Here is a 22,635-nt window from a genome sequence, read left to right on the forward strand (position 1 = left end):
GAGGCAACGTCGCCGAAGTCGTGTCCCTAGGAGTAGGCAACAAACATGACGAATTACCCCGGGTACCTCCCGCCGCCTCAGCAACCGGAACGGTCCAACCCGGCCGGCGCAGCGGCGGCGGACCAACGCGGACAGTCCGGTTATCCGGGCCGGCCCGCGCAGGGTTCGTACCCGCCGCCCTACGACTGGCGTTACGCCCCGCACCAGGGGCAGCAGCAGTCCGCCTATCGCTCCGCCTATGACGCCTCCTACGGCCGTCCCGGTGTGCCGAGCGGTCCGGGTGGTCCGGGTGGGATACCGCCGAAGCGTTCTCGCACCGGTTTGGTGTTGGGGGCGGTGGCGATCGCGGCGATGTCCGGTGTGATGGGCGGTGTGGTCGGTTCGGCGCTGCACTCCGATCACAAGCCGGCCGCCATCGGAAGCCACACGCCGAGCATCCAGGCCCCTGGCGTGCCGGCCGCGGTGAATCTGCCGGACGGCTCGGTGGAGAAGGTTGCGGCGAAGGTGGTGCCCAGCGTCGTCATGCTGGAGACCGATCTGGGCCGCCAATCCGAGGAGGGCTCGGGCATCATCCTGTCGGCCGACGGGTTGATCCTGACCAACAACCACGTGGTGGCCGCCGCTGCCGCCAAGCCCGACCCGAGCACCAAGCTTGACCCCGGCGCCAAGCCCGACGGAGCTCCCAAGGGCGCCCCGAGGACCACGGTGACCTTCGCCGATGGCCGCACCGCGCCGTTCACTGTGGTGGGCACGGACCCGGCCAGCGATATCGCCGTGGTGCGCGTGCAGGGCGTCTCGGATCTGACCCCGATCACGATCGGCTCCTCTGCAGACTTGCGGGTGGGCCAGAACGTGGTGGCGGTCGGGTCGCCGCTCGGCCTGGAAGGCACCGTGACGACCGGGATCGTGAGCGCTCTCAACCGGCCCGTCTCCACCAGCGGCGAAGCCGGCAACCAGAACACGGTGCTCGACGCGATCCAGACCGATGCCGCCATCAACCCCGGCAACTCCGGTGGTGCGCTGGTCAACATGAACGGCGACCTGGTCGGGATCAACTCCGCGATCGCCACCATGGGCGGCGATTCAGCCGAAGCGCAGAGCGGTTCGATCGGCCTGGGCTTCGCGATCCCGGTGGATCAGGCCAAGCGGATCGCCGACGAACTCATCAACTCGCCGGACCACACGGCGTCGCACGCCTCACTGGGTGTGCGCGTCACCAGCGAGCGCAGCCTGCACGGCGCCAAGGTGGTCGAGGTGGTGCCCGGGGAGGCGGCCGCCAAGGCCGGTCTGCCCGAGGGCGCGACGGTGACGGCGTTCGACAAGCGCCCCATCGGCAGCGCTGACGCGTTGGTGGCCGCGGTGCGCTCCAAGGCTCCAGGCGACCAGGTGACGCTGACCTACCTGGACGCCGCCGGAGCATCCAAATCCGCGCAGGTCACGCTCGGTAAAGCGCAGCAGTGACGGGTTGGTGACCGCACGGTGCCGATGCGGCGGTCCCAGCTTCGGCTCTCCTTCGTCGAGCCTCGCTGAACCTCCGGTTTCATGCGGCGGTCCCAGCTTCGGCTCTCCTTCGTCGAGCCTCGCTGAACCTCCGTCGGGAACCAGATATACGGTTGCACCCATGGAGCAGTCCCGAGAACTCGCCGGCCGCGCCCTCGTCGTCGTTGTTGACGACCGCACCGCCCACGGCGATGAGGACCACAGTGGTCCGTTGGTCACCGAATTGTTGGCCGAAGGCGGATTCATGGTCGACGGTGTCGTCGCCGTCGCCGCCGACGAGGTAGAGATCCGCAACGCGCTGAACACGGCGGTGATCGGCGGGGTCGACCTGGTCGTTTCGGTGGGCGGAACCGGGGTCACCCCGCGCGACGTCACCCCCGAGGCCACCCGCGAGCTGCTGGACCGCGAGATCCTCGGCATCGCCGAGGCGCTGCGGGCCTCGGGGCTGTCCGCCGGCATCGCCGACGCGGGGCTCTCGCGTGGCCTGGCCGGCGTCTCGGGCAGCACCCTGGTGGTCAACCTGGCCGGGTCCCGGGCAGCGGTCCGCGACGGCATGGCGACACTGAACCCGCTGGCCGCGGCGATCATCGGCCAACTGTCCAGTCTGGAGATCTAGGCCGCCATGCCCGGACTCGAAGAGCATCAGTCGTCGTCGGACGAACGCGATCCCGACGACGCCCGCGAGGCCGAAGAACGCGAGCGCTGGTTGCGGGACAACATCCCGCCGCATCACGGTTGAGGTTCGACTTCTCGAAATCCCCCGTACGGACTCCGCAGCGGCTATTACGGTTCGCCGTAGGCGGCGTGGCGCCGCTTCGCAGTGCATCCGTACGGAAGGGGAGTTGCGGTGCTCAAGGGGTTCAAAAATTTCCTGATGCGTGACGACGTCATCACGGTGGCCATCGGTCTGGTGGTCGCGCTGGCGTTTTCCAACCTGGTCAAGGCCTTCACCGACAGCGTGATCAACCCGCTGGTCTCGGCCGCACAGCCCGACACTGCCGGGCTGGGGCTGGGTTACCAATTGGGGGCGGAGGGCAACGAGGCGACGTTCATCGACCTCGGCGCATTCATCTCGGCGATCATCTACTTCATCGTCTTCATGGCCACGATCTACTTCCTGATCGTGTTGCCCTACAAGCACATCCAGAAGCGCCGCGGGAACACCGTGTTCGGCGACCCGGCACCGACCAAGACCTGCCCCGAGTGCAAGTCCGAAATCGCCGCCGACGCCAACAAGTGCAAGTTCTGCGCCAGCGTGCAGCCCGCCAGCGCCGCATAGCGGTGTTCAGCGCAGGGTGAGCGTGACGGCCTGACCGAGGGTGGCGCCGGCCACCGCCACCGCAGCGTTGGCCGGCAACGCCACCAGGACCACCCGATCGTCGTGATTGTGCTTGTCGGACACCAGCACCACGATCCCGCCGCTGGCGAGCACCCGGGCGGCGCCCGGCGGGCCGGCGACATCCTCGCCGGTGGTCGTCACGACATCGACCACGTCGCCGGGGCGCACCAGATCGATCAGTGCCGCGTCGGCCGGATGCACGCCCACGATGCGGGCATCGGGTCCGGCGGCGGCCTCGGTGAGCCGGCGGCCCAGCACGCGGACGTCGGTGAGTATCTCGCCGCGGCGGGCCGGACCAGCCAGCGTGGTCTGCAACAGCGCCGCCACGTCAGTGGCGGCCCCGTCGGGAATCGTTTGAGCCGAACGGCTTTCGAGGGAAAGGTCGTCGAGGGTCAAGGTGATGCCAGGTGCGATGTCGCGGCTTGCCACTACGACGTCGAGCCGGTCGTCCTGCGGGTTGGAGCGCAGCGCTGTAACGCCGGCCAAAACGACGAGGGCTCCTGCGGTCACTCGCCGCGCCCGCACGGTGCGAGTCCAGTCCGGACGCAGTGCCAGCGAGATCCGGCTGATCAGCGTGGGGTTGAGCGAGTCGCCCATGGCGTCACGCTATGCGGCCGGCGCCCAACGGTTCGTCGACGTGGCGCCGGGGCTGTGGATAACGGCCTAGCTGGCGGTGGTCGCCGGTGCCGACGACGTGGTGCTGGCCTTGGCGCTGTCGCTGGACTTGGTGGCGCTGTCAGCCGACTTGGTGCCGCTGTCGCCCGAGCTACTGCCCGAGTCACCCGACGCCGAAGAACTGGCGGAGCTGCTGCCATTGCTGGAACCGTTGGACGTTGACTTCCCGGACTTGCCCGCTTCGCGGCTGTCGTTGCGGTAGAAACCACTGCCCTTGAAGACCACGCCCACCTTGCCGAAGATCTTGCGCAGCCGGCCGTTGCAGTCCTCGCAGGTAGTCAGCGCATCATCGGTGAAGGCCTGGACCACATCGAAGCGGTTGCTGCACTCGGTGCAGGCATAGCTGTAGGTGGGCACGTGAACCTCCGTGGATCGAACAATCGGCTTAGCACTCTACCGTGCTAAGTGCTAGAACCACTATGTGGCCTTCCTCATTCCAAGGCTCGTTCTGGGGCCACTTCGACGTCAGCCCAGTGCCACCAGGCCGAGCCCGGGCGTCACGGCATGCGTCATGGGCACGTCGTGGGCCTCCGCGGGCAGCTCGTCGAGAAGCTCCGCGTCGCGAACCACCGCCACCAGCGGAATCTGCGGCCTGCGCAACTGCAGCGAGCGATCGTAGAAACCGGCGCCGCGTCCCAGCCGCGCGCCCCGGCGGTCGACGGCCACCGCCGGCACCACGATCAGGTCCGCCTCGGTCAGCGCGTCGGCGGCCAGCCAGGGTTCCGGTGGTTCGAGCAGGCCGAACCGGGCGGTGGTCAGGTTTTCGGGCCGGTATTCGCCCCACAGCAGCGCCATCGGGGTGCCGTCGTTCTCGGTGCGCACCACCGGTAACAGCACGCGCGCGCCGCGACGGGCCAGGCCGGCGAGCATCGCGGTCGAGCCCGGCTCGCTGCCCACTGGCACATAGGCACAGATGGTGGTGGCCTCGCCCGCGACCCGCTCGAGGTGCTCGGCCAGCGCCGCGGCCTCGGCATCGTGTACATCGGGGGGTACCGCGCGTCGGTCGGCGAGCAGCCGCGCCCGCAACGCGGACTTGGCGGCCACCACCGCGTCGTCGGTCACGGCAACCAGACTGTCAGCAACGGCTCGCCCACCGCCAGCCGAAGAGGTGAAGTGGATTGCGGTTATCGTGTGAGCAATGCCCACGCCGAAGGTCCCGATTCCGCGCACCGCCATTGTGCCCGCGGCAGGTTTGGGCACCCGCTTTCTGCCCGCGACCAAGACCGTGCCCAAAGAGCTGCTGCCGGTCGTCGACACCCCCGGCATCGAGCTCGTCGCCGCCGAGGCGGCCGAGGCCGGTGCCGAGCGGTTGGTGATCATCACCTCCGAAGGCAAGGACGGCGTGGTCGCGCACTTCGTCGAAGACTTGGTGCTCGAAGGCACGCTCGAGGCCCGCGGTAAGAAGGCGATGCTGGCCAAGGTGCGCCGCGCCCCGCAGTTGATCAAGGTCGAGTCGGTGGTGCAGGCCGAGCCGCTGGGACTGGGGCACGCCATCAGCTGCGTCGAGCCCACCTTGTCCGACGACGAGGATGCCGTCGCGGTCCTGCTGCCCGACGACCTGGTGCTGCCCACCGGAGTGCTGGAGACCATGTCGAAGGTGCGGGCCCGCCGGGGCGGCACCGTGCTGTGCGCGATCGAGGTCAGCCCCGACGAGGTCAGCGCCTACGGCGTCTTCGACGTCGAGCCGCTGCCCGACGATGACAACCCGGACGTGATGCGGGTCAAGGGGATGGTCGAGAAGCCCAAGGCCCAAGACGCCCCTTCGATGTATGCCGCGGCGGGCCGCTACGTGCTGGACCGGGCCGTGTTCGACGCGTTGCGGCGCATCGACCGCGGGGCCGGCGGCGAGGTGCAGCTCACCGACGCCATCGCGCTGATGATCGCCGAAGGCCATCCCGTACACGTCGTCGTGCACCGGGGGTCGCGACACGACCTGGGAAATCCGGGCGGCTACCTCAAAGCTGCGGTTGACTTTGCCTTGGACCGCGATGACTACGGTCCGGATCTGCGCCGATGGTTGGTGGCGCGGCTGGGCTTGGCGGAGAACTGAGCTGACGTCTGCCCGAATCGGACCTCGGCTGCAACGGAGAAAGGCACACCGTGCGTTCGGTTGAGGAGCAGCAGGCCCGGGTTTCGGCTGCCGCGGTGGCGCCCCGCCCGGTCCGGGTGGCGATCGCCGAGGCGCAGGGCTTGATGTGCGCTGAAGAAGTGGTCGCCGAGCGGCCGATGCCCGCGTTCGACCAGGCCGCCATCGACGGTTACGCGGTGCGCAGCGTGGACGTCCTGGGCGCCGACGCCATCGGCGACAGCTCCGATGGGACTGGACGCGATGATGCCGTCGTCACGTTGCCGGTACTGGGCGTCATCGAAGCGGGTGCCCGCACTCCCACCCGGCTGCAACCCAAGCTGGCCACCCGGATCCAGACCGGGGCGCCGATGCCCACCCTCGCCGACGCGGTGCTGCCGCTGCGCTGGACCGACGGCGGGAACTCCCGCGTGCGGGTGCTGCGGGGCGTACGCCCGGGCGACTATGTGCGCCGGGTCGGCGACGACGTGCAGCCCGGCGATGTCGCGGTGCGCGCCGGCACGGTGGTCGGGGCGGCCCAGGTGGGGCTGCTGGCCGCCGTGGGCCGCGATCGCGTGCTGGTCCACCCGCGCCCCCGATTGTCGGTCATGGCGGTCGGCGGCGAACTGGTCGACGTCAACCGCACACCCGGCAACGGGCAGGTCTACGACGTCGACTCCTACGCGCTGGCCGCGGCCGGCCGGGATGCGGGCGCGGAGGTCAACCGGGTCGGCATCGTCAGCAATGACCCCAAGAAGCTGCGAGAGACGGTCGAGGGACAGCTCAACCGTGCCGAGGTGGTGGTGATCGCCGGCGGAGTCGGCGGTGCCGCGGCCGACGAGGTTCGCGCGGTGCTGGCCGATCTCGGTGATATGGAAGTCGCCCGGATCGCGATGCACCCCGGTTCGGTGCAGGGTTTTGGCCAGCTTGGCCCCGAAGGGGTGCCGACGTTCCTGTTGCCCACCAACCCGGTCAGTGCGCTGGTGGTGTTCGAGGTGATGATCCGCCCGCTGATCCGGCTGTCGCTGGGCAAGCGTGAGCCGATGCGCCGGATGGTGCAGGCCCGCACCCTCGGCCCGATCGCTTCGATGCCTGGCCGCAAGGGGTTCTTGCGCGGCCAGCTGATGCGTGACGAGGACACCGGCGAGTATCTGGTGCAGGTGCTCGGGGCCTCTGGCGGCACCGCGTCGCATCTGTTGGCCACGTTGGCTGAGGCGAACTGTCTGGTGGTGGTTCCCGAGGAGGTCGAGCAGATCGCCGCCGGCGAGTTGGTGGACGTCGCCTTCCTGGCTCAGCGGGGCTGAGCCCGAGTCTATGTTGGTCAATCTGTGGCCGTTCAAAGCCGTTGAGCACCCCGGCTGGCCGAGTGTGCTTGGGCCCCTGCGGGTGCCGGCGGGCGTGATCCGGCTGCGACCGGTGCGGATGCGTGATGGTGTGGCGTGGAGCCGGATTCGGCTGGCCGACCGCGCCTACCTGGAGCAGTGGGAACCCAGTGTGGAAGTGGACTGGGTTACCCGGCATGGCAGTGCCTCCTGGCCACCGTTGTGTTCGAGCCTGCGCACCGAGGCCCGCTATGGGCGGATGCTGCCGTACGTGATCGAGCTCGACGGCCGATTCTGCGGCCAGCTGACGGTGGGCAACATCGCCCACGGGGCGCTGCGCTCGGCCTGGATCGGTTATTGGGTGTCCAGCGCGGTGGCCGGCGGGGGAGTGGCGACCGGGGCGGTGGCGCTCGGGCTCGACCACTGCTTCGGGCCGGTGCGGCTGCATCGGGTGGAGGCCACCGTCCGGCCGGAGAACGTGGCCAGCCGGGCGGTCTTGGCCAAGGTCGGCTTCCGTCAGGAAGGGCTGTTGCAGCGCTACCTGGACGTCGACGGGGCGTGGCGCGACCACCTGCTGGTGGCGATGACGATGGAGGAGGTCGCCGGGTCGGTGACCTCGGCGCTGATTCAGTCCGGCCGGGCCGCCCGGGTCTGACGAATTTTCGGGCGAGATGTTACCCGTGTGGTAGTTGTGACTGGCGAGGTCAGCGAGTAAATTACAACTGTGTAATTGGTTCGGCGCGTCATCCGAGGTCGTGTGGCTCTCACACCTAGCCTTGGCTCGGAAAGGAGCAGGCCAACCATGCCCAGCATCCCGCAATCATTGCTCTGGATCTCACTGGTCGTTCTCTGGCTGTTCGTACTGGTGCCGATGCTGGTCAGCAAGCGTGACGCGGTCCGTCGTACCAGTGACGTGGCCTTGGCGACCCGGGTATTGACCAGTGGGTCCAGTGCCCGGCTGCTCAAGCGCGGCGGTCCGGCCACCGGCCACCGCAGCGACCCCGACTGGCAGCACAGCGTCGATGACATCGACGAGGCTGACGACATCGATGATGTCGACGACGTCGAGGGCGAACCCGCCGAGGGTGGCTCGCGCGTGTTCGTCGCCGCGGCCGCGGTGTTCGTCGCCGCCTCGGAAAAGCAGGTCGGTGAGCAGACCGAGCTCGACTACCTGGACGTTGATGTCGTCGCCGACGACTCCGACGTGCTGCCGCTGTCGGACGCGGGTCTGGCCGCCGAGGTTGAGGCTCAGGAGCGCGCCCAAGCCGAAGCTCAGGCCGCCGCTGAGGCACAAGCTCGCGCGGCGGAGGAGGCCGCCATGGCGGCCGAGGCCCTGGCAGCCAAGGCGGAAGCCGCGGCCGACGAAGAGGCCGGCGAAGAGGCCGGCGAGGAGCCCGCTGCCGAGGGCGAAGCCGAAGCCGATGGCTACGAGTACGAATACGTCGAGGACAGCTCCGGGCTGGAGCCTGCGGCGGAGTCCACGAGAGCGGGCGCGGCGGGTCTGTCGGCCCGCGGTCGTCGGCCCCGTATCGACACCGCCGCGGCCGTCAGTGCGCGCAAGTACGAGTTCCGCAAGCGGGTGTTGATGTCGCTCGCGGTCGTCCTGGTGCTCTCGGCGCTCACCGCCTTCACCGTGGCGCCCACCGCGTGGTGGATCTGTGGTGGCGCCGCGGGTGCGACGGTGCTCTATCTGGCCTACCTGCGCCGTCAGACCCGTATCGAGCAGCAGGTGCGGGCGCGCCGCGCACGGCGCTCCGAGCGGCCGCGTATGCAGCGCGAGAGTGCCCACACCGACGCGTTCGAGGTGGTGCCGTCACGGCTGCGCCGCCCGGGTGTGGCGGTGTTGGAGATCGACGACGAGGACCCGGTGTTCGAGCACCTGGAGTACACATCCAGCGCCGACCGGTACAGCTGGCGCGATGACCTGGCGCGCGCGTCCGGTCAATAGGTCTCGGTTTCAGGGCACGGGCTAGGGGCTGGTAATCTCCTAGCGGTCAGGGGCTATAGCGCAGTTGGTAGCGCGTCTCGTTCGCATCGAGAAGGTCAGGGGTTCGATTCCCCTTAGCTCCACAGAGTTTGTGAAGATCAGGTCGTCGCGCCCGGTCAGTTCAGTCGGTCGGCTTTGCGCACATGTTGATCCGCCAGTGTCGCCGCGATTTCGAACAGTCGCAGCCGACTCTGGGGGCGAAGCTCGTACTGCGTATCGATAATGCCGCCTCGGGCAAGGTGCGAGTCGTACGGCATGTATTCGGCGTGGATCTCGGCCTCGGTGAACAGATCGGTGAGGTAGCGTCGCGCATTCGGAGTGGCGTGGTTCCGGCTGTTGTTGAGGATGACCATCGAACGCGCCAACAGGTCGTCGTAGTCCATTGCGCGCAGTAGATCGATGGAACGGGCGACCGGCAGTGCGCTATCGCCGGTAAGTCCGGATACAAAGATCAAAGCGTCGCAGGTATTCAATACCGCCTTCATCACCGGATGCTCCAGATTGTCCGACGTGTCGATCAGGACGACCTGGTGAGTGCGGCGAAGACGGGCCACCGCTTCGTTCAGCATCGATGGAAAAAGCGGGCGCGGCTGGTCGGAGGTTCGATTGCCCGCCAGCACATCCAAACCGATGTTGTTGTGACCGAGATGTTCTCGGATATCGGTGTAGCCCCGAACGTCGATCTTGCTGATGACCTCGGTGTAGCCGTCAGGTGAGCCCGTGTCGATCCGGTCGGCCAACGTCCCGAAGCCCGGGGCGGCGTCGATCGCCACGACGTTGTCCGATCGACATTCCCGGAATATCCCGCCGATACAGGTGGTCATCGTGGTCTTGCCGACACCGCCTTTACCGGAGACCACACCGATCACCAAGTTTTTGTGCATACGCTGACCGATCTGGTCGCGGAGTACACGAAAATGCTGTTCAAGCGGTGATTCCCCGGCATTGATGCCGTGGAATGAGGCGGCATAAACAAGTCGGCGCCAGCCGGAGACCGGTACGGCTTTCCGCGGCGCGGGCAGATCCGGCATATGCAGGATCTCCGAGATCGGGTAATACCGACGGGGACGGCGGCCCGCGTCGTTTCCGATCCGGTGGGCACCTGCCCGATTCGGACGCCGATGCGAACCCCGTTCCGTGCCGTCAGCGCCCCAATCGGGCAGCTTCGGTGACGGTCGGTGCAGGTCGGTCACGCTGCATTAGTAGCACGGGTGGTCAAGTGCAATTCACCAATCTTGGGCAGCACAACAGAACTGTTTGCCGGCCGTTACAGTTCTGCAGCTAATCCGGTACGGCGGGGGTCCACCGGGATGGGCCGATCCGCCGACGAACAGCGAGAGTTCGCGTTGGACAGCACTATGCCTGGTGGCGGAACCGGCGGTTCGTCATCGTCAGGGTGGCCCGGGCGGTGTGAATCTCCCGATCGATCCGCACTACGCCAGGCTGCGGCTAGCCCTCGCTAGTGCCGTGGGCGTCATCTGGACACCGCAATTGAAAACGTATGACCATGGCCGTCGGCAGATGAGGTTATCTAGGACAAATATCCTGACCATTGACGGATCAGGGGGAATGGTCATACGCTTCGGGCAATTATGTCTCCTCGAGGCGGGCGCAGGCTCAGCGGAAGGGCGTGAATATCGATGTCTGTGAACAGTCCCGCTCCCAACGTCTTTGACGCTGGACTTCCCGTCATCGATTACGACCTGACTGCCGCGCCGCACGAGGTCCTCGATGGGCTCCGACTGGCGCGATCGCGCGCGCCCATTGCCATCGGACCACTCGGTCCGGAGATCCTGTCTTACGAACTTACTCGCGAGATATTGCGCGACAACAGATTCCGTCTGCCGCCCGGCATCACGCTGGCGGCGCAGGGCATCACGTCGGGTCCGTTGTTCGACAAGCTGACGAGCAGCCTCCTGGGTCTGGACGGCGCGCCCCATACTCGGTTGCGCAAATTGGTTTCCAAGGCGTTCACACCCCGCGCCACGGCACGTCTCCACGACACGATCCACGAGGTGGTGAACGGACTGATTGACCGCGTGATGGACGCTGGGCGCTGTGATGTCGTCACCGACATCGCGCGTCCCTACCCCACGCCGATCATGTGCGCGCTGCTCGGTGCGCCTCGCGGGGACTGGCAGTTGTTCGCCGACTGGACCGAGGAGGTCTTCAAAGCCTTCAACTTCCAGCCAGATGCCACCTTTGATGAAGCTGCGATCGTGCACGCCTGGGGCGAACTCGACGCCTACGTCGACGACATGGTCGCTGCCCGTCGAGAAAACCTGACCGATGACCTGCTCTCCGAGCTCATCCGTGCCGAAAGCGAAGGCGAGCGTCTGAATCTCGACGAACTCCGCATGCTGGTTGCCGGCTTTTTGATGGCGGGGACGGATACGACGCGGAACCAACTGGCGGCGTCGGTCCAGGTGCTCTGCGAGCATCCGGACCAATGGGCGAAGCTGCGCGATCATCCAGAACTTGCGATGCAGGCGGTCGAGGAGAGCATGCGTCACTCACCGGCGGCCTGCATCGTGCCGCGAACCGCTGTTGACGATGTCGAGTTCGGTGGCTACATGTTCCCGGCCGGAACCTTTGTGCTCGCGAACACCTTTGCAGCCAACCGGGATCCAGCAATATATGACGATGCCGACCGCTTCGACATTGCACGCAGGGACGTCCCGGCAATTCTGACGTTCGGTGGTGGCGCGCATTACTGTCTGGGAGCCAACCTCGCACGTCGGGAACTGGCGGAAGCACTGACAGTCCTCACGCGCCGGCTCCCCACCGCCCGTCGCGTGGGCCCGGTTCCGTGGAAACCGGTGCTGGGAATGACGGGTCCGACAACTCTTTCGATCGAGTTCACCAGCGAAAGGCTGGTGACGGCCGATGCGTAGTCGCGGCTGGGCGGGGTCGACGCCCGCCTCGGACGAGGAAGCTATCTCGCGCATCCTGAGCGCGGTAGACGAAGAGATCGCCGTGCACGGAGCGACGGTGCGCATTGCCGACGTTGCCCGCAGGCTCGGGGTTACGCGCCAGACGGTGTACCGCTATTTTCCTAATGCCGACGCGCTGCTCATCGCCAGTGCAATGCGTGCGGTCAACGGATTCATCGACCAAATTGCGGACCACGTCAGTGGCCTCAACGACCCGGTCGTGGCTGTGGTCGAAAGCGTCTCGTTCGGAGTTGAGAGTCTTTTCGGTGATCCGCAGCTGGAAGGATTGCTGGCCCGGCGCGATGACGGTGAAGCCATCGTCTCGCTGACCTCTGACACGTCAATTACCTTCTGCCTGTCTGTTTTTCACCGCTTCGATGTCGATTGGAAGCTGCACGGCTTGGATTCCGCGGCGCTGCGTGAACTCGCCGAGATGACTTTGCGTACGGTGCAGTCCCTGCTGACTGATCCAGGACAAGCGCCGCGCACCGGGCCGGCATTACGCGGGTTCATCGCTCGATGGTTGGGGCCGGCCATCCTCTATCCGCGATTGGCATCGCTGTTGGCTCAGGGATCGGTCATCGGGAACCTACCGCGCTAGTACAGCCATTCGGCGACACCGCCGTGGCGCGCGCAGGAGCCTGGACGATGGCTCGAAAAGGAATAAGTGCCGTCGCGACAGAGTGCGTTGGCTCCGGCCGGTGAATCCCCTGGCCGAGTGATGCAGTCGCCATCGACGTTTCGATAGCAGGGCGGAGCTGGGGCTGGGCGGGGTGCTCGTGGCGGAGGTGGGCTCGGCCGCTGAGCTGGCGGCGCTGTATGTGAAGGCGTGGCACTGCGGCTCGTCAACACGGGTGGCGGCGCTGTATGTGAAGGCGTGGCACTGCGGCTCGTCAGCACGGGTGGCGGCGCTGTATGTGAAGGCGTGGCACTGCGGCTCGTCAGCACGGGTGGCGGCGCGTTGGTAGCTCCGGCGGCTTTGCAATCGTTGAGGAGGAACGCCAAGGTCTCGTGCTCGTCGGCGGTGATCCATAGTCCGTATCTGGTTTTCACATCAACGATCCGTGCCGCGTAGGTGCAGCGGTAGGACTTGTTGTCTGGTAGCCAGGTGGCGGCGTCACCGGAACCCTTTTCCTGATTCACCGCCGCTGTGGTGGCTTGCAGGTTGATGGGATCGTTAGCGAAGTTCCGGCGGGTCAACTCGTCCCAGCCTTGGGCACCCTTCTGCCAGGCATCCAAAAGCGGCACGATGTGGTCGATCTGGATGGGGCTCAACTCTTCGGGCTCGTGTTGGTACAGGACGGCTTCGCCGGTATAGGGGTCGTTAAGGACGCCGGAGAGGACGATGCAGGAATTGCCCGGTTGGTAGCCTGCGCCGCTAAGGTCGCGCCGCAAGATGTCATTGCGGGTGTCGCAGCCGTTGTGGCCGCCCTCCACCGTGACGTCGTCGGACCAGGGAGATCCGAAGAGTGCGCGGTCGTAATTGGTTTTTGGGGCACGGCCCTTGACGGGCAGGTTGCTGAGCTTCTTCTGCGGGGATTGCGATGAACTGGGATAGCTCGATGTGAGGGTGGACTGCTTGGTCGATGCATCTTGGCCCGTTGCGAGGGCAATGGCAACGACGATGACTACGCAGACGACCACAGAGATCGAGATGATCAGTAGGAGCCTTCGGCGCCTTAGGGCTGGCGCGGCACCATTCGCGATTGCTACCTCCGTGGCTTGGGGGTTGCCAGACTCATCGATGTCGATGCCCACCGACCGGACGCTAGTTCACTTTCCGGTTCCTCCAGATGCATTGGCGAAAAGTCGCATATCTCAATCCTCAACCCTGGGGCGCCGATACCAGTGATGCGGTTGCTCAGTCGCGGCCCGGAGTCAACTGGGGCACGGCATTCTCGGGTGGAGGGGGCAGCGGCGCCGGGTCAGGCATGTGTCCCGGCTCGTCGGGGAGAACGTTGTCGGCGCGGACCTGGTAGGTCTCCTGGCTTGATATGCGGGTGGAGACCCAGCCGCCGGGGTAGTACGTGCAGTTGCTGTAGTACCTGCTGTTAGAACAGTGACTGGTCGCGTTTTCGTAGTGGGCGGGAATCCCGATGATCCGGTCGCGTGTCCAGTAGCCGTCTGGCCGGATCGGCGAATCGCAGATGACGCGGGTTTCTCTGCCCAGAAAGCCCCAGGGGCGCGAATCGCAGTTGGCAGGGAGGTCGGCGCGGGCCACCGGGGGCCGGTAGGCGCCCGTCAGGGCAACCGCGCCGAAGGTGACGATGCCGATGATCGAACTGGTGATCAGATGAGTGGACATGGGGGCGTAATCCTTAGATTTCGGCTTACAACAACACACGCTCTGACGGGCCAGGCAAACAGTCGTTCACCTGTTGTTCGCCGTACCGTCACTTTCCGTACACGTCATTTCGAAGACCGCGCGGCGGCGGAGGCGTCGACGGCGGGGCAGTGGTAAGACGATGTTCATGTCAGTTCGCGCCCCACATTCCGGCGGTCAGCGTGTCTAGCGCTCGGGACGCCTGGCGGCTGCTGGAGCCCCTGCATGCGGTTGTCTACTTCTCGCCGGAACCCTTGGCCGCACTAGATGCCGCCGGCTATCGCGGATTCTGGATGGGCTACTTCGCGGGCCGCGCCGCGCCGCTGGGTCCGGTCGGCGCCGAAGTCGTGCACGCGGCGTTCTACAACTTCTCCTTCGAACGCGTCGCCAAGGCACTGCCCGCCGCGTGGAACTTCGCGCCCCCTGAAGCGGCCCTTGAGGCCCGGGAGAAGGGCGCCGTTGCCGCGCTGCGGCGCCTCCTCGCGGACTTGGCGGACGGCCCGGAGGTGGCCCGCGCCGCCGAACTCGCCTCACGGGCGGCATCGGCGGTCCCCATCACCGGCCGCGTGCTGGGCGCCGCGAATCATGCGCTGCCGTTGCCCGATCGGCCGTTGGCGCGGCTGTGGCACGCGGCCACCGTGCTGCGTGAGCACCGCGGTGACGGCCATATCGCAGCACTTCTGGCTGCCGGCATCGAGGGTCGCGAATCTCATGTGTTCCACGCCCTGGCCTCGTGCGCACCGCGCCAGACCTACACCGTCGCCCGCGACTTCACCGATGCCGAGTGGAACCGGCTGGCGAACGCACTGCGCGACAAGGGTCTTGCCGGCGCCGAGGGGCTCACCACGGACGGCGTCCGGCTCAAGGCGCAGATCGAAGAACAAACCGACCGGCTGGCCGCCCCGGCGTATGAGGCGCTCACTGATATCGAACGGCGGGACCTCATCGGCGCGCTGCAACCGCTGACCCGGGCTGTCGTGGCAGCCGGCGAGATCCCGCTTGATTCGCCGATGGGCCTTGATCTTCGCCCACTCCTCGACCGGTAGTGCGCGGTAGGATTTCCACGTGGCTCAGTCTGGTCGGCCGGTCATGTCTTCCTATGAGCGCAAGCAATGGGACGCGCTGTTGGAGGCGGCCACCGGCGTCGAACCGCCCGGATGGCTCGAGGGCCTGAGTCAGGGCATCGCCGATCGCGCCAAAGACGTGGTCTCTCAAGTCCGCTCGGGGGTCGAGCAGGTCCCGGGCGCCACCGCGGCGATCGGAAAAGTGGACCAGCTCACCACCAAGGCCTTGGAAACCCTGCACACCGTGCTGGTCGAGCGCGGGCTCAATTCGGTCAAGCCGGCCAACGTCTTTGCGATGTTCGCCGATGAGGGCCTCACGGTGCAGTCCTACGATCAGGTCAAGAATCTCGACCTGAAACACTGCGACCGCTCGGTCCCGCGCCGCAAGGAGCGCTACGTCGCCCTGGCCATTGCCGAAGGTGCGGCGTCCTCGCTGGCGGTGACGGGTTCGGCGGTGACCAGCGCGGTCACCGGCGGCACAACCATGACCGTCGCGGCCTCGGCCGTTGTGGCGGACGTGACCGCGGTGCTGGTGGGCATGGGCCGGATCGTGGCATTGGTTGCGGCGCATTACGGTTACGACGTTCGCGAGCCCGACGAGCAGGCGTTCGCCTCGGGCGTGATCGCCTATTCCACCGCCGGAAACTCCGCCGAGAAGGCCGCAGCGTTGGCGTCGCTGTCGCGATTGACTCAGCAGGAGTCGTGGCACCAACTGCAGCCGCAGCAGGCGGACAACGTGATCAGCCAGGTCTCCATCGCGCTGGGGTTCCGGTTGGTCAAACGCAAGCTGGCGCAGGCGGTTCCGATCTTGGGAGCCGTGGTCAACGGCGGCCTCAACGCCCGTATCGCGCAGCAGACGTTCGAACGCGCCCAGCAGGCCTACCGGCTGCGGTTCCTCACCGAGAAGTACGACCTGGACGCCGGGCTGTGGGCGCCGGCGGTGGTCTCCGGCGGCGACGTCGACATCCCGCTGATCGACGAGATCCTTGACCGGTCAGCTCGTCGACTCCAACCCGGCGAGGAAGACCTTCAGCAGCCGTAAGACGGTCGACTCGAAGTCGGTGACTATCGGCTTGGTCGAATCCGGGTACGCCCAGGCCCACGCGGTGCCGGTGAAGGCGTGTACCGCCGCGGTCAGGGTGCTGAGCTGGTCGTCGGAGAGCGGCAGCGAGGGCCGCAGCGCTGCGCCGAGGCGTCCTTGTGCGTCGTTGGCCTGGGCCGCCAGGACGCGCATCTCGTCGGGGCTGAGCTTGGCGATCAGTGCCGGTGACGCCGCGATGAGGTCGCACAGCACGGGGTGCGCCGCGAGCGTGTGAGCCAGGGCCGTCGCTGGGCTGGTGCGCGGCAGTTCGCCGGTCAGTGCCTCGATCCAGGCCAGGTGCTCCTCATGCATCACCCGCAGCAGCAGCGCCTCGCGCGACCCGGCGTAGCGCAGGATGCCCGACTTCGCCAGTCCGGCCGCCGCGGCGACGTCGCCCAGTGTCAGTGCGGTGGCCCGGGTGTGGGTCAGCAGCTCGCGGGTGGCGGCGGTGAGTTGCCTCAACCGGTCCTGGCGCTGCGCCTCGTTGCGGGCGCGTGCGAACGGCGGGGGAGGGGATGCTGACACCACCACATAATAGAACAACGTTCTGTTATTGTGTCGGCCATGGTTCACCGCTACGAATGCGTCATCTCGAGCCGCACCTCCGCCGCGCCGCAGACCTTGTTCGGCCTCGTCTCCGACGGCGCCAGCTGGTCGAAGTGGGCCGCGCCGTTGATCCCGTACTCGACCTGGGAGTCGCTGAGCCCGGCCGGCGATGGCGGCGTGGGCGCAATCCGGGCCGTCGGCCGGCGTAACCGGCCGACCCGCGAGATGGTCACCATCCACGAGCCGCCCGGCCGGCACGGCTACACCATGCTCGTCGATGGTCCGATCCGCGATTATCAGGCGCAGGTGACGTTCGTCGAGGGCAGCGACGGCACCCAGGTGATCTGGCGCGGCCGGTACGAGACGCGTTGGCGCGCCGTGGGTATGGCCTATTGGCTGGTGCTGCGGGTGGTGCTCGGGACGCTGACGCGCAAGCTGGTCGCCGCCGCTGAAGGTAAGGCTGGCTAGGCCGGCGAATCAGTGCAGGGTGTCAGGGCATAGTTCGTGCTGCGCGATGTCGATCACCGGGCGCAGGTTGACGGTCAGATCGTCGACCATGGACGGTCCACCGAATGACGGCCGACGCACGTAATCGTTGACGACCTGGTCGGGAGTGGAGCCGGCGCGCAGTTGGCTGCAGAACCGGTGTCCGGCCGACAGTCGTGCGTTGGGCGGACCGGACTTGAAGACGCCGTTGGCGTCGAGTGCCGCGAGATAGCTGGCGTCGTCGGCGTACGCCGGTGCGCTGCCGAGCAAGGCGATGGCGGCGCTCCCGACGAACACGGCTGCACCCAGAATCCGATTCATACCGGCGATGCTAAGCGATCAGGGGTCGAAAGCACGTTGACTCTGCGTCCATGGCGGAGAAGTGCGAGTGCACCCCGCCATGGACGCAGAGTCAACAGGAACTAAATGAGGCCCAGTGCCGTCATCGCGTCGGCGACCTGGATGAAGCCGGCGATGTTGGCGCCCAGCACGTAGTTGCCGGGGGCGCCGTACTCGTCGGCGGTGACCAGGCAGCGGTGGTGGATGCTCTGCATGATCGCGGCCAGGCGCTGCTCGGTGTACTCGAAGCTCCACGAGTCCCGCGATGCGTTCTGCTGCATCTCCAGCGCGCTGGTGGCCACACCACCGGCGTTGGCCGCCTTGCCCGGGGCAACGGTCACACCGGCCTCGCCGAACAGCTTGACCGCCTCCGGGGTGCACGGCATGTTGGCACCCTCGGCGACGATCTTGCAGCCGTTCTTGGCCAGCGTGGCGGCGTGGTTGCCGTCCAGCTCGTTCTGGGTGGCCGAGGGGATCGCGATCTGGCAGGCCACGTCCCAAATGGAGCCGTCGCTGACGAACTGCGTCGCCCCGCCGCGGGCCTTGGCGTAGGCCTCGATCCGCTCGCGCTTGACCTCTTTGATCTCCTTGAGCAGCTCCAGGTCGATGCCCTTCTCGTCGACGATGTAGCCGCTGGAGTCCGAAGCGGCCACCACGGTGCCGCCGAGCTGGTGGATCTTCTCGATGGCGTAGATCGCCACGTTGCCCGAACCGGAGACCACGGCCCGCTTGCCCTCGAAGGAGTCCTTGGAGGTCTTGAGGATCTCGTCGGCGAAGAACACCGCGCCGTAACCGGTCGCCTCGGTGCGGACCTGCGACCCGCCCCAGCTCAGGCCCTTGCCGGTCAGCACACCCGACTCGTAGCGGTTGGTGATGCGCTTGTACTGGCCGAACAGGTAACCGATCTCACGGCCGCCCACGCCGATGTCACCGGCCGGGACGTCGGTGTACTCGCCAAGGTGGCGGTAGAGCTCGGTCATGAAGGACTGGCAGAACCGCATGATCTCGTTGTCGGAGCGGCCCTTGGGGTCGAAGTCCGACCCGCCCTTACCGCCGCCGATGGGCAGACCGGTCAGGGAGTTCTTGAAGATCTGCTCGAAGCCCAGGAACTTGATGATCCCCAGGTACACCGAGGGGTGGAAACGCAGGCCGCCCTTGAAGGGGCCCAGGGCCGAGTTGAATTCCACCCGGAAACCCCGGTTGATCTGCACGTCGCCGTTGTCGTCGAGCCACGGCACCCGGAAGATGATCTGGCGCTCGGGCTCGCACATCCGTCGGATGACGGCGCGGTCCACGTACTCGGGGTGCTTGGTCACCACCGGGCCGAGGCTGCTGAGCACCTCGAAAACGGCCTGATGGAATTCGGCCTCACCGGGATTGCGCCGGAGCACCTCGTCGTAGATGTCGTGCAGCTTCGGATTCAGTTCGGTCATATTGGATGATCTCTTCCTCGCGTGTCGCAGTCAGCGGCCACAGGCTAGCGGCCGGAATCGCTAACGCCGAATCCTGGCCGTTACGTCATTGTTAAATCATTAACATTCGCGGGGCACCGGTTAACCTTGGTTGGCGGACTAGGGGCGGAGCACTTCAATGGTGATGTCGCGGTGGGACCCGATTACCGCAGCACCCGATGGAGCTATACCCGCCGTGGACCTCGCCGAGATGGAGATCTTCGCCGGGTGTTCCGCGGCTGATCTGGCGCCGCTGGCCGCCGGATTGCGCCCCCTGCAGGCTCCCGCCGGCGCTGAGCTGATGCGGCAAGGCGAGCAAGCGCTGTCGTTCCTCCTGATCTCATCGGGATCAGCCCAGGTCAAGCATATCGGCGACGACGGCGCCGTGGTAGTCAACGAGGTGACTGCGGGCATGGTGGTCGGCGAGATCGCACTGCTGCGCAAGGGCCTGCGAACGGCAACCGTCACCACCTCGACGCCGCTGACCGGCTGGATCGGTGACGAGCAGGCGTTTAACCAGATGGTGCATGTCCCCGAGGTCATGGGACGGCTGGTGCGCATCGCGCGCCAGCGCCTGGCCGCCTACCTCACCGCCGTGCCGATCCGGGCCCGCGACGGCACCGAACTGCTGCTGCGGCCGGTGCTGCCCGGCGACAGCGCGCGAACCGTCACCGGCCATGTCGAATTCTCCGGCGAGACGCTCTACCGGCGGTTCCAGACCACCCGGACTCCGAACCCGGCGCTGATGCACTACCTGTTCGAGGTCGACTACGTCGACCACTTCGTGTGGGTGATCACTGAGCTCGATGGCTCGTTCGTCGCCGACGGGCGATTCGTCCGCGATCCCGAAAACCCGACCTTCGCCGAGATCGCGTTCATCGTCGGCGACAGCTACCAGGGCCGCGGCATCGGTACCTATCTAATGGGCGCGGTGGCCGTGATCGCCCGGCTCGAAGGCATCGAGAAGTTCACCGCGCGAGTGCTCTCGGAGAACGCGCCCATGCGCGCCATCCTCGATCATCTGGGCGCCTACTGGGAGCGTGACGACCCGGGCGTCGTCACCACCGTGCTCGACGTGCCCGGCGAGGACCAGCTGCCGTTCGACCGGGCGACCGCCGATCAGATCAAAGAGGTTGGCCGCCAAGCGATCCAAGCCGTGGGGTAACCGCTGCCAACGGCCCAGGTCGCGTTGGGTAAATTGGCTGCGATGTTGACCCTTCGTGCGGTACTGGCCCTCGGCTGTGTCTGCCTGCTTGCCGCTTGCAGCTCCAGCCCCGCTGAGGTGTCCGCCGACATCGACAAGGTGGTCGACCTCAAGTCGTCCTTCGGCCCGGAATACGAGGTCAAGGGCATTCCGCGCACCGGAATCGACCCGAAACTCCTGGCTGGCACCGCGCTGCCGCCGGGGCTGACCTTCGATCCGGCCGACTGCTCGAAGTTCGCCATCAGCCAGCAGCTGCCGCAGGGTGTGCAAGGCAACATGGCTGCCGTCGCCGCCGAGGGCCAGGGCAACCGGTTCATCACCATCGCCCTGGAGACCTCCGAACCGGTTCCGGTCAGTGAGCCGGGCCGCACCTGCCGGCGGATCGGCTTCTCCGGTCCCCAGATGCGCGGCCTGATCGAAACCGTCGACGTGCCGCACATTGACGGGGTCAAGACCCTGGGCGTGCACCGGCTGATCGAGGCCGTCGCCGGTGGCAAGTCCCGCATCGGTGAGCTGTACAACTACTCGGCCTACTTCGGGCCCTACCAGGTGCTGGTCACCGCGAACCCGCTGGTGCAGCCGGGCAAGCCCATCACGCCAGTCGACACCGCCCGGGCCCGCGAGCTGTTGGTGGCCGCGGTCGACGCGATCCGGAACTAGCGCGTTCGGCTAGCGCACGCCGCGCGGGCGGAATTGAATGCTGATCCGCGGGCCGGTGGGTGTCGCCGTCTTGGGAATTGAGTGCTCCCACGTCCGCTGACACGAGCCGCCCATCACCACCAGGTCGCCGTGGTGTTGTGCCAAACGCAGGGCCGCGCCGCCCCCGCGCGGGCGCAGGGCCAGTGTGCGGGTGGCGCCGACGCTGACAATCGCGACCATGGTGTCCTGCCTGGCGCCGCGGCCGATGGTGTCTCCGTGCCAGGCCACGCTGTCGCCCCCGTGGCGGTACAGGCACAACCCGACCGTGGTGAACGGCTCGCCGAGCTCCCCGGCGTAGATGTCGTTGAGCCGGCGGCGCAGCTTGGCGATCGCCGGGTGCGGCGCCGCTCCGGTCGCCAGGTCGTGGAAGCTCACCAGTCTGGGGACGTCGAGCACCCGGTCATACATCCGGCGGCGTTCGGCCCGCCAGGGAATGACCGACTGCAGCTCGCTGACCAGTTCGCTGCTTTCCTCCGAGAGCCAGCCCGGCCGAACGTCGAGCCAGGCGCCCTCACCGAGCTGTCGGCGTTCGCTGAGGTCGAACAGCGACTCCTGTACCGGTATCGCCACGGCCGCAGTTTATCGCACATCCGTTCGATTCGTCGAGATTGCCGTGAGGGTTGTGCCGGTCCGGGCGGCGATCACAGCCCTGGCGGCAATCTCAAGTTCGACCGTCGCGCAAGGGCCTCACGAGCGCGCGCGACGACGACAGCAGGGTGGTCCTCCTTGATCACCCTGATCACCCACCATCCGAGGTCTCGAATCATCTCGCCACGGCGGACGTCTTTCGCATACTGCCGCCGGTCGGTTCGATGGTGCTCTCCGTCGTATTCGACGGCAACCATCGCGTCCCGCCATCCCATGTCCAGGTAAGCCACACAGGCGCCGTCGCCGACACGTATCTGGGTAACCGGCGGGGTGAGCCCACCGTCGATCAGCACCATCCGCAACCAGCTCTCCTTCGGTGACTCGGCACCGCTGTCCATCAGTTCGAGCGCGACTTTCGATCGGCGCAGTCCTCGAGCCCCCGAGCGACGTTTGGCCAACAGCAGGGCTTCGCGGGCACCCACGCCGGTGGCACGGCTCAACGAATCGAGGTGCCGCACGGCCAGGTCACGGGGTAGATGCCGGCCGAGGTCCAGAGCGGTACGCGCCGGGCCGGTCACCAGCATCCCGTCGATGTCGACCAGCTCGTCGGCGTCGATGCGCTCGTTGCGCACGATGATTCCCGTCGGTGGCCGTCCGTTGCGCCAGATCATCTCGATCGGCGTAGTCGCGTCGACCCATCGGGCGCCGTGCAGTGCCGCCGCGGCACGGCCCGCGATCACGCCCTTGCGCCCCGACCACAGCCAGGCGCCGACGGTATTGGCGCGCAAGGTCGGTTGCACTTCCTTTGGCAGGTAGACGTCGGGAAAGAGCGCGGAGTAGTTCCACCGCAAGGTGCCGCGAGTGAGGCCGCCGGCGAGCGCCTCGGTTCCCTTGAATACCTCGAACATGGGTCGATGTTGATGTGCGGCACCGACATTTAGGGGCCCGCGCGTCGAGATTGCGCATACGGCTGTGGATAAGCTCCGCCAGCAGCCCTGGGCGCAATCTCGAGGACCGGGCACTGGCCAATGGC

Annotated in this window: 25 protein-coding genes and 1 tRNA gene; 15 read left to right on the plus strand and 11 right to left on the minus strand. The window is 66.9% G+C overall.

Going from position 1 to position 22,635, the window contains the following annotated elements:
• The first annotated feature begins 45 nt into the window (after positions 1–45).
• The 3 genes from RCP37_RS04785 to RCP37_RS04795 all read left to right on the plus strand — a co-directional run bounded on the left by RCP37_RS04785 (position 46) and on the right by RCP37_RS04795 (position 2,779).
• On the plus strand, positions 46–1,461 hold the full coding sequence (locus RCP37_RS04785; protein WP_308485840.1) for a S1C family serine protease: 1,416 nt from the start codon (positions 46–48) through the stop codon (positions 1,459–1,461).
• Between the two features lie 160 nt (positions 1,462–1,621).
• Positions 1,622–2,116, plus strand: a complete 495-nt coding sequence (locus RCP37_RS04790; protein ID WP_046285144.1) for a MogA/MoaB family molybdenum cofactor biosynthesis protein — start codon at positions 1,622–1,624, stop codon at positions 2,114–2,116.
• 231 nt (positions 2,117–2,347) lie between these two features.
• Entirely contained in the window at positions 2,348–2,779 is a 432-nt protein-coding gene (locus RCP37_RS04795) for a large conductance mechanosensitive channel protein MscL (protein ID WP_308485841.1), read from the plus strand.
• A 6-nt stretch (positions 2,780–2,785) separates the two neighbouring features.
• On the opposite strand, the gene RCP37_RS04800 is transcribed toward RCP37_RS04795, so the two are convergent.
• The 3 genes from RCP37_RS04800 to RCP37_RS04810 form a co-directional block, all read right to left on the minus strand.
• A complete protein-coding gene (locus RCP37_RS04800; RefSeq protein ID WP_308485842.1) occupies positions 2,786–3,436 on the minus strand; it encodes an SAF domain-containing protein in 651 nt (216 codons plus the stop codon).
• A 66-nt stretch (positions 3,437–3,502) separates the two neighbouring features.
• Positions 3,503–3,871, minus strand: coding sequence for an FmdB family zinc ribbon protein (locus RCP37_RS04805; protein WP_224975642.1), 369 nt, complete (start codon positions 3,869–3,871; stop codon positions 3,503–3,505).
• A 108-nt stretch (positions 3,872–3,979) separates the two neighbouring features.
• Positions 3,980–4,576, minus strand: coding sequence for a 5-formyltetrahydrofolate cyclo-ligase (locus RCP37_RS04810; protein WP_308485843.1), 597 nt, complete (start codon positions 4,574–4,576; stop codon positions 3,980–3,982).
• 76 nt (positions 4,577–4,652) lie between these two features.
• Between RCP37_RS04810 and RCP37_RS04815 the strand changes: the two genes are divergently transcribed.
• The 5 genes from RCP37_RS04815 to RCP37_RS04835 all read left to right on the plus strand — a co-directional run bounded on the left by RCP37_RS04815 (position 4,653) and on the right by RCP37_RS04835 (position 8,971).
• Positions 4,653–5,564: a UTP--glucose-1-phosphate uridylyltransferase gene (locus tag RCP37_RS04815; protein ID WP_308485844.1), complete on the plus strand. Its 912-nt coding sequence runs from the start codon at positions 4,653–4,655 to the stop codon at positions 5,562–5,564.
• Positions 5,565–5,614: 50 nt separating this feature from the next.
• Entirely contained in the window at positions 5,615–6,883 is a 1,269-nt protein-coding gene (gene glp / locus RCP37_RS04820; protein WP_308485845.1) for a molybdotransferase-like divisome protein Glp, read from the plus strand.
• 10 nt (positions 6,884–6,893) lie between these two features.
• Positions 6,894–7,556 carry a GNAT family N-acetyltransferase gene (locus tag RCP37_RS04825; RefSeq protein WP_308485846.1) on the plus strand — a complete coding sequence of 221 codons (663 nt, stop codon included), beginning with the start codon at positions 6,894–6,896 and terminating at the stop codon, positions 7,554–7,556.
• A 147-nt stretch (positions 7,557–7,703) separates the two neighbouring features.
• A complete protein-coding gene (sepX, locus tag RCP37_RS04830) occupies positions 7,704–8,849 on the plus strand; it encodes a divisome protein SepX/GlpR (protein WP_308485847.1) in 1,146 nt (381 codons plus the stop codon).
• 49 nt (positions 8,850–8,898) lie between these two features.
• Positions 8,899–8,971 (plus strand) — tRNA-Ala (locus RCP37_RS04835).
• A 33-nt stretch (positions 8,972–9,004) separates the two neighbouring features.
• Here the strand turns inward: RCP37_RS04835 and RCP37_RS04840 are convergent.
• Positions 9,005–10,081 (minus strand): MinD/ParA family ATP-binding protein, encoded by a 1,077-nt coding sequence (locus RCP37_RS04840; protein ID WP_308485848.1) that lies wholly within the window; start codon positions 10,079–10,081, stop codon positions 9,005–9,007.
• Between the two features lie 447 nt (positions 10,082–10,528).
• Here RCP37_RS04840 and RCP37_RS04845 point away from each other — a divergent pair, with 447 nt between their 5' ends.
• Positions 10,529–11,782, plus strand: a complete 1,254-nt coding sequence (locus tag RCP37_RS04845; RefSeq protein WP_308485849.1) for a cytochrome P450 — start codon at positions 10,529–10,531, stop codon at positions 11,780–11,782.
• Complete coding sequence (locus tag RCP37_RS04850) at positions 11,775–12,422, plus strand: TetR/AcrR family transcriptional regulator (RefSeq protein WP_308485850.1); 648 nt, start codon at positions 11,775–11,777, stop codon at positions 12,420–12,422. Before RCP37_RS04845 ends, RCP37_RS04850 begins: the two co-directional genes overlap by 8 nt.
• Here RCP37_RS04850 and RCP37_RS04855 read toward each other — a convergent pair.
• Entirely contained in the window at positions 12,419–13,579 is a 1,161-nt protein-coding gene (locus RCP37_RS04855; RefSeq protein ID WP_308485851.1) for a GmrSD restriction endonuclease domain-containing protein, read from the minus strand. The genes RCP37_RS04850 and RCP37_RS04855 overlap by 4 nt on opposite strands.
• 103 nt (positions 13,580–13,682) lie before the next feature.
• Positions 13,683–14,126 (minus strand): CDGP domain-containing protein, encoded by a 444-nt coding sequence (locus tag RCP37_RS04860; RefSeq protein ID WP_308485852.1) that lies wholly within the window; start codon positions 14,124–14,126, stop codon positions 13,683–13,685.
• A 200-nt stretch (positions 14,127–14,326) separates the two neighbouring features.
• On the opposite strand from RCP37_RS04860, the gene RCP37_RS04865 reads away from it, so the two are divergent.
• Together RCP37_RS04865 and RCP37_RS04870 are read left to right on the plus strand one after the other, a co-directional pair.
• Entirely contained in the window at positions 14,327–15,190 is an 864-nt protein-coding gene (locus RCP37_RS04865; protein ID WP_308485853.1) for an SCO6745 family protein, read from the plus strand.
• A gap of 19 nt (positions 15,191–15,209) precedes the next feature.
• The gene (locus RCP37_RS04870; protein ID WP_308485854.1) at positions 15,210–16,250 is read left to right on the plus strand and encodes an EcsC family protein; all 1,041 of its coding nucleotides are present in this window, start codon (positions 15,210–15,212) and stop codon (positions 16,248–16,250) included.
• On the opposite strand, the gene RCP37_RS04875 is transcribed toward RCP37_RS04870, so the two are convergent.
• Complete coding sequence (locus tag RCP37_RS04875; protein ID WP_308485855.1) at positions 16,203–16,814, minus strand: TetR/AcrR family transcriptional regulator; 612 nt, start codon at positions 16,812–16,814, stop codon at positions 16,203–16,205. The two genes, RCP37_RS04870 and RCP37_RS04875, sit on opposite strands and share 48 nt — an antisense overlap.
• Before the next feature lie 39 nt (positions 16,815–16,853).
• Here RCP37_RS04875 and RCP37_RS04880 point away from each other — a divergent pair, with 39 nt between their 5' ends.
• On the plus strand, positions 16,854–17,303 hold the full coding sequence (locus RCP37_RS04880; protein WP_308485856.1) for an SRPBCC family protein: 450 nt from the start codon (positions 16,854–16,856) through the stop codon (positions 17,301–17,303).
• Between the two features lie 9 nt (positions 17,304–17,312).
• On the opposite strand, the gene RCP37_RS04885 is transcribed toward RCP37_RS04880, so the two are convergent.
• Positions 17,313–17,642, minus strand: coding sequence for a DUF732 domain-containing protein (locus tag RCP37_RS04885; protein WP_308485857.1), 330 nt, complete (start codon positions 17,640–17,642; stop codon positions 17,313–17,315).
• A gap of 101 nt (positions 17,643–17,743) precedes the next feature.
• Positions 17,744–19,093 carry an NADP-specific glutamate dehydrogenase gene (gene gdhA, locus RCP37_RS04890; protein ID WP_308485858.1) on the minus strand — a complete coding sequence of 450 codons (1,350 nt, stop codon included), beginning with the start codon at positions 19,091–19,093 and terminating at the stop codon, positions 17,744–17,746.
• Between the two features lie 157 nt (positions 19,094–19,250).
• On the opposite strand from gdhA, the gene RCP37_RS04895 reads away from it, so the two are divergent.
• Both RCP37_RS04895 and RCP37_RS04900 read left to right on the plus strand, forming a co-directional pair.
• Positions 19,251–20,276 carry an acetyltransferase Pat gene (locus tag RCP37_RS04895; protein ID WP_308485859.1) on the plus strand — a complete coding sequence of 342 codons (1,026 nt, stop codon included), beginning with the start codon at positions 19,251–19,253 and terminating at the stop codon, positions 20,274–20,276.
• 42 nt (positions 20,277–20,318) lie between these two features.
• Positions 20,319–20,975, plus strand: a complete 657-nt coding sequence (locus tag RCP37_RS04900; RefSeq protein ID WP_308485860.1) for a DUF5642 family protein — start codon at positions 20,319–20,321, stop codon at positions 20,973–20,975.
• 9 nt (positions 20,976–20,984) lie between these two features.
• On the opposite strand, the gene RCP37_RS04905 is transcribed toward RCP37_RS04900, so the two are convergent.
• Positions 20,985–21,584, minus strand: a complete 600-nt coding sequence (locus tag RCP37_RS04905; protein WP_308485861.1) for an alpha-ketoglutarate-dependent dioxygenase AlkB — start codon at positions 21,582–21,584, stop codon at positions 20,985–20,987.
• 71 nt (positions 21,585–21,655) lie between these two features.
• Positions 21,656–22,510, minus strand: coding sequence for a putative endonuclease domain-containing protein (locus tag RCP37_RS04910; protein ID WP_308485862.1), 855 nt, complete (start codon positions 22,508–22,510; stop codon positions 21,656–21,658).
• Between the last annotated feature and the right edge of the window lie 125 nt (positions 22,511–22,635).

Origin of the sequence: Mycolicibacter sp. MU0102, from assembly GCF_963378105.1 — a bacterium.
GTDB classification, from domain to species: domain Bacteria; phylum Actinomycetota; class Actinomycetes; order Mycobacteriales; family Mycobacteriaceae; genus Mycobacterium; species Mycobacterium holstebronense.